Source organism: Cardiobacteriaceae bacterium TAE3-ERU3, assembly GCA_019218315.1.
Classification (GTDB): domain Bacteria; phylum Pseudomonadota; class Gammaproteobacteria; order Cardiobacteriales; family Cardiobacteriaceae; genus JAHUUI01.
In genome coordinates this window covers 77206-89159 of the sequence record JAHUUI010000001.1, presented here as the reverse complement: position 1 = coordinate 89159, position 11954 = coordinate 77206, and the positions used below count along the sequence as shown (strand labels likewise).

General features: G+C 51.3%; 11 protein-coding genes. 6 read left to right on the top strand and 5 right to left on the bottom strand.

The genetic code is table 11. From position 1 onward, the window contains the following. Positions 1-7 precede the first annotated feature (7 nt). The 5 genes from gloA to gatC all read right to left on the bottom strand — a co-directional run bounded on the left by gloA (position 8) and on the right by gatC (position 5315). On the bottom strand, positions 8-523 hold the full coding sequence (gloA, locus tag KRX19_00380; GenBank protein MBV7433473.1) for a lactoylglutathione lyase: 516 nt from the start codon (positions 521-523) through the stop codon (positions 8-10). A 169-nt stretch (positions 524-692) separates the two neighbouring features. Further along, the gene (locus tag KRX19_00375) at positions 693-1541 is read right to left on the bottom strand and encodes a universal stress protein (protein ID MBV7433472.1); all 849 of its coding nucleotides are present in this window, start codon (positions 1539-1541) and stop codon (positions 693-695) included. A 258-nt stretch (positions 1542-1799) separates the two neighbouring features. Continuing rightward, a complete protein-coding gene (locus tag KRX19_00370) occupies positions 1800-3293 on the bottom strand; it encodes a SulP family inorganic anion transporter (protein ID MBV7433471.1) in 1494 nt (497 codons plus the stop codon). A gap of 261 nt (positions 3294-3554) precedes the next feature. Beyond that, positions 3555-5015 (bottom strand): Asp-tRNA(Asn)/Glu-tRNA(Gln) amidotransferase subunit GatA, encoded by a 1461-nt coding sequence (gene gatA / locus KRX19_00365; GenBank protein MBV7433470.1) that lies wholly within the window; start codon positions 5013-5015, stop codon positions 3555-3557. Positions 5016-5024: 9 nt separating this feature from the next. After that, complete coding sequence (gatC, locus tag KRX19_00360) at positions 5025-5315, bottom strand: Asp-tRNA(Asn)/Glu-tRNA(Gln) amidotransferase subunit GatC (GenBank protein MBV7433469.1); 291 nt, start codon at positions 5313-5315, stop codon at positions 5025-5027. A gap of 158 nt (positions 5316-5473) precedes the next feature. Here gatC and KRX19_00355 point away from each other — a divergent pair, with 158 nt between their 5' ends. The 6 genes from KRX19_00355 to mltB are packed head-to-tail and all read left to right on the top strand — an operon-like array spanning position 5474 to position 11944. Then, on the top strand, positions 5474-6523 hold the full coding sequence (locus KRX19_00355) for a rod shape-determining protein (protein MBV7433468.1): 1050 nt from the start codon (positions 5474-5476) through the stop codon (positions 6521-6523). Between the two features lie 22 nt (positions 6524-6545). Next, positions 6546-7463 (top strand): rod shape-determining protein MreC, encoded by a 918-nt coding sequence (mreC, locus tag KRX19_00350; protein ID MBV7433467.1) that lies wholly within the window; start codon positions 6546-6548, stop codon positions 7461-7463. Next, positions 7456-7944 carry a hypothetical protein gene (locus tag KRX19_00345; GenBank protein MBV7433466.1) on the top strand — a complete coding sequence of 163 codons (489 nt, stop codon included), beginning with the start codon at positions 7456-7458 and terminating at the stop codon, positions 7942-7944. The genes mreC and KRX19_00345 overlap by 8 nt, the downstream gene beginning before the upstream one ends. Further along, positions 7931-9823 carry a penicillin-binding protein 2 gene (gene mrdA / locus KRX19_00340; protein MBV7433465.1) on the top strand — a complete coding sequence of 631 codons (1893 nt, stop codon included), beginning with the start codon at positions 7931-7933 and terminating at the stop codon, positions 9821-9823. Before KRX19_00345 ends, mrdA begins: the two co-directional genes overlap by 14 nt. Continuing rightward, positions 9810-10931, top strand: coding sequence for a rod shape-determining protein RodA (gene rodA / locus KRX19_00335; protein ID MBV7433464.1), 1122 nt, complete (start codon positions 9810-9812; stop codon positions 10929-10931). The genes mrdA and rodA overlap by 14 nt, the downstream gene beginning before the upstream one ends. A gap of 23 nt (positions 10932-10954) precedes the next feature. Further along, on the top strand, positions 10955-11944 hold the full coding sequence (mltB, locus tag KRX19_00330) for a lytic murein transglycosylase B (protein MBV7433463.1): 990 nt from the start codon (positions 10955-10957) through the stop codon (positions 11942-11944). Positions 11945-11954: the final 10 nt, after the last annotated feature.

Genomic DNA, 11954 nt, shown 5'->3' with positions numbered 1-11954 from the left:
ATTGGGGTTATTGATAACCGATGATTTCGATCCAGTAGCCGTCAGGGTCTTTGATAAACGCAATGTCTTTCATGGTGCCGTCTTCGGGGCGCTTTTGGTAGGTGACGTTGTTTTTGTCGAACCACGCAATAGCGGCGTCAAAGTCTGGCACGCTGAAGCAGATGTGGCCAAAGCCTTGTGGTTGTTTGTTGCCATCGTGGTAGTGTGCGTCGGGGTCGTTTTCTGTACCCCAGTTGTGGGTCAGTTCGAGAATGCCGCGCTGTTTGGCAACCCAATTTTTGCGCTCGTCTTTGTCTTGTGGTGGTTGCTCGTCGGGGTTGAGGCGTGCGAGAAAGTAGAGGGTGAATTTGCCGTTTTCGTAGTCACTGCGGCGTACAACAGTCATGCCCATGATTCGGGTGTAGAAATCGAGCGAGACTTTTGGGTCTTTGATGCGCAGCATGGTGTGGTTAAAGGTGAAGCCTTGTGCTTCTTGGGGGCGGTCAAGAGTGACGCCTGGGTGTTGTTCACCGTTAAAGCTCATGATGTCTCCTTGTATGGAAAGTAATCTATAGATGTTATGTGAGCACCGAAAGGTTTTCAGGTGATCACTATGTTGCTAGAGGCTAATGCCCTCAGATCCCAAAATCATACAGAAATTTTTTTAATCCAAAATAACGATACGGTTATTTGCTTTACCAAAGAGGCCGAGCTTAGCGCATGATCAGTAAGGGAACTTGGCTGGCTGCGATCATCTTTAGGGTTTTACTGCCGAGAAATAAGCGGCGGACGCTATTATTGGCAAAGGCACCCATGACCAGCAGGCCGATGTCGTGATCGGTGATGTATTGATTGATGGCGGTGAGGGTGTCATCACTTTTTACCAGTGCTGGTGTGATTTTCCCACCGGTATGGGCGAGCAGCTGTGCAGCTTTGTCGAGCGCTTCATGGTTGGCGAGCTTGTCGTCTCCGATCATGACGACGTGGATGTCGAGCCCGTGCAAAATTGGGCCGTCAGCAATTTTGCGGATCAGATCAAGAGCAGTTTCACGGCCATCGTAAGCGATCATCACTGCCTTGGGTGCGGTGAATTCACCGGTGGTTAGCAGGACTGGCTGCTCGACACGGCGCGTTACTGTTTCGATGTGGGTGCCGATTGCTTCTTTTTCACTGTGTTTGGTGCCGCGACGACCCATGACGAATAGTGAAGCGTCTTTGCTGTAATTGAGTAGGGTGGGCAGTAGCTCATCGTGGCGCTGCTGCATATCGAGTTCTTCGATGCCTGCATCAATGGCAATTTGTGCCGCATCCTTGAGGAGAAGCAAGCCATGTTCGTAGGCCATGCGGCTGCGTTGTGCGTCCATTTCGACGAGTTGTGCTTGTAAGTGCTCACGCGTGCCAAGGCCGATATTGCCGCTGAGTTCGGCTTTGCTGTCAGTGGGTTTTTCCAGTGCATGAACAAAGCGGATGCCATCGCCACGGCGTGAAGCCGCCCAAATGGCTGCATCAATAACATGATGCTGCTGGTCAGAATTATCGAGGGCGGCAATAATGTAGGTCACGCGGTTCTCCTGAGTCATGATTTTCGAGTATGCCTGCATTGTACTGCGTGTCGGGGCTTTACAAAAGGTCGGGGGAACACCGATTCACTAGTCCGTATCTCTGGTTGTTGTATTGCGCATGATTTATTTAGCAGTCTATCTGCTTGCCAAACCATGGTTAGCGCCATCGGGCGCCATGCATAAAATGCATGTCTTTTTCAAAGATGCCCGATGTGCCGAATGTTATTTTTAGCTGGTTGTCAGTCAACGAATATCTGATCAAATGATATGTTGTGGCAAGTCAGGGTGTTGCTTGCTGAACTGATCAACCACAGTACGCGTCGCTGCGTTCATACCAATGACTTCAACTTCAGCACCATCACGGCGGAAGCGCTCCGCGGCTTTGTCCAGTGCACTGACTGCGGTAACGTCCCAAAAGTGTGCTTGTGAGACGTCGATGGTTACTTTGCGCACCGCTTCTTTAAAGTCGAAAAATCGCAGGAAATTTTCTGCAGACGCAAAGAATACCTGCCCGACAACGGTGTAAGTAACCTGATCAGGGTGCTCCGCATCGGCTTTGCGCAGTACATCGAGATAATGTGCGATTTTATGTGCAAAAAATACGGAGGCTAGCAATACACCAGCAAGGACGCCAAGAGCAAGGTTGTGCGTCCATACCACTACAGCGACAGTGGATAGCATGACGATATTGGTGCGCAGTGGGTATTTGGGCATATCGCGGATGGATTGCCATGAAAATGTACCGATGGAAACCATAATCATCACCGCAACCAATGCAGCCATGGGGATTTGCCCAATCCATTCATCGAGAAAAACGACCATAAAGATGAGTACGACGCCAGCAATCAGCGTTGAAAGGCGACCGCGGCCGCCGGATTTGATGTTGATGATTGACTGCCCAATCATTGCACAGCCTGCCATGCCGCCGAACAGCCCGGCACCGATATTGGCAATGCCTTGTCCGGTACATTCGCGGTTACGGTTGCTTGGGGTGTCGGTGAGGTCGTCAACGATGGTGGCGGTCATCAATGACTCAAGCAAGCCGACCACAGACAGGCCGAGCGCATAAGGCAAAATAATCCACAGAGTTTCGAGGTTGAGTGGTACGTTTGGCCACAGGAAAATTGGCAGAGTATCGGGCAGTTCACCCATGTCACCAACACGACGGATTGGTAAGTCGAGCAGGATGGCGACAATGGTCAGCCCGACAATACAAACCAATGGAGAAGGCAGCATTTGCCCGATTTTAGGCAGATATGGGAATAGATAGATGATGGCAAGCCCGGCTGCGGTCATGGCGTAAACATGCCATGTGACGTGGGTCAGCTCGGGTAACTGCGCCATAAAAATGAGAATGGCGAGCGCGTTGACGAAGCCGGTGACGACTGAGCGCGAGACGAACTGCATCAACGTACCGAGGCGTAGTACACCGGCAAAGATTTGCAGGACACCCGTAAGCAGGGTGGTCGCAAGGAGGTATTCTAGCCCGTGTTCCTTGACCAAGGTAACCATCAGTAGCGCCATTGCGCCAGTTGCGGCCGAGATCATGCCGGGACGGCCACCGACAAAAGCAATGATGAATGCGATGCAGAACGAGGCATACAGCCCGACTTTTGGATCAACACCTGCGATGATGGAAAAAGCGATGGCTTCTGGAATTAGGGCGAGGGCAACGACAAGGCCGGAGAGCATATCGCCGCGCACATTGCCGAACCACTCGCGCTTGAGGGTGGCAGGAGAAAAGTCAAACATGGAAATCTCGTAATGGGCAAAAAGCGGACAAGGATATCAGGTATATGAACTTGAAACCAATTTTGTGATGGGAAAAATTGATGATAGTAATGGTTTGCTATGGTGCCCAGAAGAGGACTTGAACCTTTGTGATGAGCAGGTTGCGACACCAGAAGCGGGTATAGCTATTTAGTCTTTCTTTACCTGGATTGACTAAATATTATGCCTCTTTTTATAAAGAAACGGCGCATAAATTGCGCCGTTTCTTGAAGCCTGACTTGACTATTGATAGTCAGCCGGGATTTTGCGGTGATCGTCGTTGTGTTGCTGGTACTGATGTACCGCATTGAGCAGCTTCGGTTCACTGAAATGTGGGCCGATGAGCTGTGCACCGACTGGCAGCCCGTCAATAAATCCAGCTGGGTGGCTGATTGCAGGAAGGCCGGCGAGATTGACCGAGACGGTATAGAGGTCGCCGAGGAACATTTCTACCGGATCATCAGTTTTGCTACCGAGCTTGAATGCAGGTGCCGGGGTGGTCGGGCCCAAAATCACGTCAACTTGCTCGAAAGCAGCATTGAAGTCGTCGAGGATCGCACGGCGTGCGCGGCGTGCCTGCTCGTAGTAGGCGTCGTAATAGCCAGCTGAGAGTGCGTGGGTGCCGATCATGATGCGGCGCTTCACTTCTTCGCCAAAGCCTTCGCCACGGCTGCGGCAGTAGAGGTCTTGTAAGTCTTTGGGATCAGTGCAGCGGTAGCCATAACGTACGCCGTCGTAGCGTGATAGGTTCGATGAGGCTTCGGCACTGGCAATAAGGTAGTAGGTGGCAATCGCGACGTCGCTGTATTGCAGCTCAACGTCCTTGATTGTCGCACCAAGCGCTTCATATTGCTTGGCCACGGCTTTAATGCGCTCAGCCATGACTGGGTCAAGGTTGTTGAAGTACGCTGTTGGCAAGCCGATGGTCAGCCCTTCGAGTGAGTTACCGAGTTCGGTGTCGAAAACGGTGTGGGTCTTTTCACTCGATGTAGAGTCCTTGGGATCGTGCCCGCCCATTTGATTGAGGATCAGTGCGAGGTCTTCCGCGGTTGCGGCCATTGGACCTGGCTGGTCGAGGCTCGAGGCAAAAGCGATCATGCCGTAGCGCGACAGGGTGCCATAAGTTGGCTTGATGCCTGTGATGCCGCAGTAGGCAGCTGGCTGGCGGATTGATCCGCCGGTGTCTGAGCCAGTGGCATAAGGTACGAGGCGCGCTGCAACAGCTGCGGCTGAGCCGCCGGATGAGCCACCGGGGACGTGCTCTGTTTGCCATGGATTTTTCACGGCGCCGAAGTAGCTGCGTTCGTTTGATGAGCCCATCGCAAATTCATCCATCGACAATTTGCCGAGCATGATTGCGCCGCCGTTGGCAAGATTTTCGACGATGGTGGCGTCATAGGAAGGCACAAAACCATCGAGCATTTTGGATGCGGCCGTGGTCGGGATGTCCTTGGTGCAGAAGAGATCTTTGTGCGCCATTGGGATGCCGTCAAGTGGTGAAAGCGTTTTGCCTTCATTGCGGCGTGCGTCTGCTGCTTTAGCGGTGGCAAGTGCGTGTTCGCGCTCAATGCGGATGAAGCAATTGAGCTCGGGGTTGTGCTGCTCAATGCGCTGCAAAAAGTATTCTGTGAGTTCGACCGAGGTGGTTTCGCCATTTTCGAGTAGGCGTGAGAGTTCGGCGACGCTGTGCTGGTGGTAGTTCATGTCGCTTCCTTATTCGATAACTTTAGGGACGGTAATGAAGCCGTCTTCTTCCAGCGGTGCATTTTGCGCGATGCTGGCGTGCATGTCGCGCTTGATGGCGACGTCCGGACGCAGGCGCTGGGTATCACCGAGCGGGTGCGCGAGTGGTGCTTTACTGCGGATGTCGTCGCGGTCGATAGCGGCGCACAGTGTGAAGATGTCACCGAGCTCGCGTTCAAGGCGCTCGGTTTCCTGTTCACTTAGCTGCAAACGGGCGAGGAAAGCGGTTTTGGTGACGATGTCACGGTCAAGTTTGCTCATAGTTTAGAAAAAACCCTTCAAAAAAACGCCTGAAAAGGTATCATATCCGGCTTGTATTTGCACCTGCTTTGCGTTTCTGACGCAGTATTTTTACAACGGCTTTTTTCTTTATTTTTTATGGTTAAGCAGAATTTATCTGTGATCGGGACGACATAATTATGGCTTTTTCTTTGTTTGGTGGCATGTTTTCGAGCGATTTATCAATTGACTTGGGTACGGCCAATACACTTGTCTATGTGCGTGGACAGGGGCTGGTATTGGATCAGCCGTCTGTTGTGGCCATCGCTGAAGATCCACAAGATGGGCGTAAAAAAATTGTTGCCTACGGCACACAGGCCAAGCAGATGCTCGGTCGTACGCCGGGTAACTTATCGACGATTCGTCCGCTTCAGGATGGTGTGATTGCTGATTATAAGATTACCTCAATGATGCTGACGCACTTCATCAAGCAGGCGATTGGTCGGCGAGGGCTATTCAAGCCGAGCCCGCGGATTTTGGTGTGCGTACCATCGGGCGCGACGCAAGTTGAAAAGCGCGCGATCCGAGATGCGGCGCAGTCAGCCGGCGCGCGTGATGTTTTTTTGATTCAAGAGCCCATGGCCGCTGCGATTGGTGCAGGGATTCCAGTTGATGAGGCCTACGGTTCGATGGTGATTGATATCGGCGGTGGTACGTCTGAAGTGGCGGTGATTTCACTCAACGGTATCGTTTACTCTGCATCCGTTCGCGTTGGCGGTGATAAGTTTGACAGTGCAATTATTGACTATGTACGACGCAATTTCGGCATTGTGATTGGGTTGCCAACTGCCGAGAGAATTAAAAAAGAAATTGGCTGTGCGTATCCTTCGAGTGATATTCGTGAGCTGGAAGTGCGCGGTACCAATCAGCAAGAAGGCGCGCCACGCAGCTTTACAATCAATTCCAACGAGGTGCTGGAAGCATTGCAGGAGCCACTTGGTGGTATCGTGCGTGCGCTTAAGCAGGCATTGGAACTGACGCCACCGGAACTGGCGGCTGACGTTGCTGATCGCGGTATTGTCCTGACCGGTGGTGGGGCATTGCTACGTGATATTGACCGCTTACTGATGGAAGAAACGCGCCTCAATGTGATCATCGCCGAAGATCCACTGACTTGCGTTGCGCGCGGTGGTGGTAAAGTGCTTGAGTTGCTTGACCAACGCGGTGTTGCTTCTTTCCTGATGTCCTGATGGATAGTGTGTTCGGCCGTATATGTTATTGACCGCAGGAGGGCGGCCTAACCGCCCAAATACCGGTCGTAAGCGCATGGCGCTGTTTTTCTGCTTGTCTGCGATATTGCTGGCGTTGTCATCGCGTACGGCGCTGTTGCGTCCGATCGAGAATGGCTTGTATCAATATGTTTATCAGCCAGTGCGTGATGTGGTGTATTTCCCTTTGCGTATGACTGCATCGGGGATTCGCCATATTCAGGAAAGTGGCGATCTTGAGGCGCGAACCACGCAGCTTGAAGCGGAAAACCGCTTGCTGCATGCACAAACCCAAATGCTTGGCCATTTACAGGCTGAAAACCGCCGTTTGCGGATGCTGATGGATTCGGTGCTTGATGTTCGTGTGCCGGTTTCTGTTGCTGAGCTACGCGATACTTCGATTGATGGCTATCGTGAAATTATAACCATCAGTCGCGGTAGTGATGACGGTGTCTATGTGAATCAAGCAGTGATTGATCCTTATGGTTTGGTGGGGCAGGTGGTCGAGGTTTTTCCCGATGAAGCTCGGGTGATGCTAATTAGTGATGCACGTAGCCGTGTCCCGGTGTATGTAGAGCGTACGCAGCAGCGTACTGTTGTGGTCGGCGGCGCCAGTACCGGGGTTTTGACCTTACCTGAGATGACAGTAGGGAGCGATATCCGCAAAGACGATGTGCTGATCAGTTCGGGGTTGGGTGGAGTATTCCCGCGAGGCTATCCGGTGGCAAGAGTGGTTGCGGTGAATCGTGATCCGCGCTTGTCGTTTATGGATATACAGCTTGAGCCCGTTGCGCGTCTTTCATCAATTCTTGAAGTGCTATTACTTGACCGCGCTGAAGGGCGTGCGGCTGAAAATACCCTGCCCAGTGGCCCTCCAGTGCCGCAAGTAAATGTCGCAGATGGTGAGGTGACTGGTGAATAGATCAGGCGCAAGACCGTTTCTCTTACTGTTATTGCTGGCGTGGCTGGTGATGATGGTGCTTTCTTTTTATGCGAGCTGGCTATTATTGCCGGATATCATGTTGCTGGTATTACTGGCTACTCAGCTGTATCGTCCAGCGCAAATAAACTGGCTGGCCGTGTTGCCTTTTGCTTTGCTGGCGGATGTGGCGGCTGCAGTGCCGCTGGGTTTTCACGGTATGTATTATGCACTGGTGTTGTTTTTGTTGGTGCCGGTAGGAATGATTTGGAAATTGGTATCAACTGCTGCGCAGTTTTCTTTGGTCGTCGTCATTGCGGCTGGCGTTGTATTGTTTAAGTGGTTGATGACTTATATTTTAACCGGTGAACCAGCTGCCAGTGGGTGGTGGCTGACGGTGCTTGGTGAAGTTGTTTGCTGGCCGGTGGTTTTATGGCTGGTGGCGCTGGTAACACCACCTGAGGTTCGTGATGAACAAGTCTGACTGGTCTGACGATCCACTCAGAAATCAGGATGCCGATCACGGCGAACATTTGCAGCGCAGCTTTGCTCGGCGTGCGATGTTGCTCGCTGGCATCACGATTGCCGGAGTGGTCGGACTTTTTGGCCGCTTGTTTTATTTGCAAGTTGATCGCCATGAGCACTACCGCACCCGCTCGCAGAGTAATCGGGTTCGGATCAAGCCATTAGTGCCTGAGCGTGGTACGATTTATGATCGCCATGGGCGCGCATTGACGGAAAATATCCTGCGCCATCAAGTGGTGGTCAATCCTTGGCAGGTTGATGATCTCGATGCGCTGATTACCGAGCTCGGTGGTATTTTGCCGCTGAGTGAAGAAGAAATAGCGGATTTTCGAACCCGCTATAAGCGTAGTCGGCGCTATGAGTTTGTAGTACTGAAAGGTTCGGTTAATGAAGCCGAGCATTACCGGCTGGCCGCGGTGTTGTATCGTTTTCCCGGCGTGGCAATCGAACCGACTCATGAGCGCTATTATCCTTATGGTAGCTTGTTGTCGCATGTGCTTGGCTATACCAACCGTATTAACCAAAAAGACCTTGAAACGCTTAACCCTGATGACTACCACGGGCTGGATTCTATGGGGCGTGCCGGGATTGAACGACAATATGAAGAAGCGCTGCGCGGAAAACCTGGTTTTCGCCAGCTTGAGGCCGATGTCAGCGGCAATCTTGTGCGCTTACTCAGTGAAAAGCCAGCGGTTCGTGGTCAGGATATTTATCTGACGCTGGATGTGGATTTACAGCAGCGCATCAGTGATGTGATGGGGGATCATCGCGGTGCATGTGTTGCACTTGATCCCAATAATGGTGAAGTATTGGCCATGGTGTCGCGGCCGTCTTTCGATGCGAATCTGTTTGTTCGTGGCATCACTCAGCGCCAATATAACCGCTTGCTCAATCACGAACACAGCCCACTGTATCACCGTGCAGTGAAAGGGCGCTATGCACCCGGGTCGGTGATAAAGCCGATGATGGCAATGGCTGGTTTGCACTACGGTCTATACTCGCAGCAGTCGCGAGTGAACTGTCCGGGTTATTACCGTATTCCAGATAGCTCGACAAAACGCCGCTTTCACTGCTGGCAGCGCAGTGGTCACGGCAGTCTTGATATGGAGCACGCGATCGCTGAATCGTGTGATATCTATTTCTACTCGCTGGGTTACAAACTTGGCGTAGATCGTATTCACGACTACGCGCAGCACTTTTCCCTTGGTGAGAAAACAGGTGTGGATCTACCTGATGAGAGTAGTGGCATTTTGCCTAGTAGGGCATGGAAGCTGAAGCAGCACGGCAGTCAGTGGTATATCGGCGATACGATCAATATCAGTATTGGTCAGGGTTTTCTGACCACGACGCCGCTACAGCTCGCACAGATGACGTGCATTGTTGCTAACGACGGTATTGTCTATACCCCGCATTTGCTGCAGCAGTACTATGACCCACAGGTAGCATCTTTTCGTGCACCACCGACTATCCCAGGGCAGCAAATTCCGGTTTATGATGCGGCTGCATGGCGTGCAGCAAAGCACGCGATGGTCAGCGTGATGAATAGCCGCTATGGTACGGCACGCCGGGTCGGGCAAGGATTGGATTTCACCATGGCTGGCAAGTCGGGTACGGTACAGGTTATTTCGTTTCAGGATAACCGTCGTATCTTGTCGAAAGATCTCGCTGACGAACATCAGGATAACGCCATGTTTATTGCTTTCGCACCAGTAGATAAGCCGCGGATTGCAGTGAGTATGGTTGTCGAGCGCGGTGGTGGTGGTAGTTCCGTTGCGGCACCGCTGGTGGCGCAAGTCATTGATCACTATCTTCACGGGAGCAATAATGCTCGCACATGATGTCCATCCACGTGAGCATTGGTGGCAACGGTTTTGGCGCATTGATCCGTGGCTGGCATTTGTAGTCGTCATTCTGCTGTTTGGCAGCATGAATGTGCTTTACAGCGCTGGTGGCATGGCTTTGATGATCAATCAAGGCGTGCGGATTGTCATGGCGCTGGCCGTCTTGCTGACCATGCTGATTATCCCGTCAGCATGGCTAATAAGGCTGACGCCTGTAGCATATATTGGCAATCTTGCACTCTTGGTGCTGGTCTTGTTCGTCGGGGTTAGCGCTGGTGGTGCCCAGCGCTGGATTGACCTTGGCCCACTGCGCTTACAGCCTTCGGAGTTCGCTAAAATTACCGTGCCAATGATGGTGGCATGGTGGCTGACGCGCCAATACCGTGCACCGGATATGCTCGATACGATTATCGCTGTGGTGCTGATTGCTGTGCCTGTTTTACTGATACGTGCCGAGCCGGATCTCGGTACGGCCATTTTGACCGGCGTCTCAGGGCTGGTTGCATTGTTTCTTGCCGGGCTGTCGTGGTATTTGATTATTATTGGTGGTGTATTGGTCGGGATTGGCGTACCGCTGTTCTGGATGTTCGGGATTGCGGATTATCAGCGCGAACGCGTACTGACGCTCTTTAACCCGGAATCAGATCCGTGGGGCTCTGGCTACCATATTATCCAATCAAAAATAGCGATTGGTTCGGGTGGGATCAGCGGTAAAGGCTATATGCAGGGGACGCAGTCTCAGCTTGAGTTTTTGCCCGAATCGACGACAGATTTTGTTTTTGCTGTCTTGGCTGAAGAGCGTGGATTGTTTGGTGTATCAATCTTGCTGCTGCTTTATTTGTTGCTTGTTTTGCGTGGGTTATACCTCTCTGCAAGCTTGACAAAACGTTATGCGCGGATATTGTGTGCCAGTTTTTTCTTCATCATATTTATTAATGTATTTATTAATATCGGCATGGTGAGTGGGTTTTTACCCGTTGTAGGGTTGCCACTATTATTCATCAGCTACGGAGGGAGTGCACTGTTGGCATTTATGGCTGCATTAGGCATAGCCCTCAATTTATTACGCAGCCATCAACCAATGGCTGAAGAGGAACACTTATGACAGGTTTTCGATCTATATTATTCATGTTGATTTTTCCGCTTACCGCCGCTGTGATGGCTCAGGAAGAGCATCAGCAAGAAAGTTATGCCTATCGTGATGAAGCGCTGATGCGTGCGCATCAGTTGGCTGAGAAAGAAGGGTTTGATGAAGCTTATTTGCAGTCTTTGCTGCTGGCTACCAAGCAAGATGAGTCTGTATTGCGCAAGATTAGCCGCCCGGCTGAAAAGACCAAAACGTGGGCGGAGTACCGCCCCATCTTCCTTGATCAATCACGGATTGAAAATGGCGTAGCATTTTGGCAAGCACATGCCGATACGCTTGCCCGAGCTGAAGAAGAGTATGGCGTTGATCCTGCAATAATTGTAGCTATTTTGGGGGTTGAAACGCGCTATGGGAAAGTTACCGGTAATACGCCTGTATTTGCCGCACTTTCTACCTTGTGTTTTGACTATCCTGAGCGTGCTGAATTTTTCTGTGAACAATGGGATGGTTTTTTACGCATGGCTCAGCAGCAGAATTTTAATCCACTGGCGATAGAGGGTTCTTACGCTGGCGCGATGGGTATGGCGCAATTCATGCCGACCAGTTATCTTAATGACGCAGTCGATTATGATGGCGATGGGAAAATAGATTTGTGGCATAGCGCTGATGATGCCATCGGCTCCATTGCAAACTATCTTGCGAATCGGGGCTGGGTGCGCGGTGGAGAAATTGCCGAGCAGTTGGATGAAGATCCGCAGATCGATCACTTTGGTCAATCACATGAACCATATTTTGACCGCAATATTCTAGAGGATGAACAAAATTTAATAAACATGGATCTTGCCGAAACACCAGTGATGGTGGGCAGTCTCATCCTGAAAGGCGCGCAAGGAGATGAATGGTGGTTAACTTATCCGAATTTTTACGTCATAACCCGCTATAATACCTCGCCTTTATATGCAATGGCTGTAACGCAGCTATCAAGACAAATTCAATCCAGTAGAAAGAGACACATTCATGATGAGAAATAGTATTTCTTAT

Bases quoted from the DNA above. Each gene is read 5' to 3' on its own strand.
- gloA (MBV7433473.1), bottom strand. From the start codon at position 523: ATGAGCTTTAACGGTGAACAACACCCAGGCGTCACTCTTGACCGCCCC.
- KRX19_00370 (MBV7433471.1), bottom strand. From the start codon at position 3,293: ATGTTTGACTTTTCTCCTGCCACCCTCAAGCGCGAGTGGTTCGGCAAT.
- gatA (MBV7433470.1), bottom strand. From the start codon at position 5,015: ATGAACTACCACCAGCACAGCGTCGCCGAACTCTCACGCCTACTCGAA.
- gatC (MBV7433469.1), bottom strand. From the start codon at position 5,315: ATGAGCAAACTTGACCGTGACATCGTCACCAAAACCGCTTTCCTCGCC.
- KRX19_00355 (MBV7433468.1), top strand. From the start codon at position 5,474: ATGGCTTTTTCTTTGTTTGGTGGCATGTTTTCGAGCGATTTATCAATT.
- mreC (MBV7433467.1), top strand. From the start codon at position 6,546: ATGTTATTGACCGCAGGAGGGCGGCCTAACCGCCCAAATACCGGTCGT.
- mrdA (MBV7433465.1), top strand. From the start codon at position 7,931: ATGAACAAGTCTGACTGGTCTGACGATCCACTCAGAAATCAGGATGCC.
- rodA (MBV7433464.1), top strand. From the start codon at position 9,810: ATGCTCGCACATGATGTCCATCCACGTGAGCATTGGTGGCAACGGTTT.
- mltB (MBV7433463.1), top strand. From the start codon at position 10,955: ATGTTGATTTTTCCGCTTACCGCCGCTGTGATGGCTCAGGAAGAGCAT.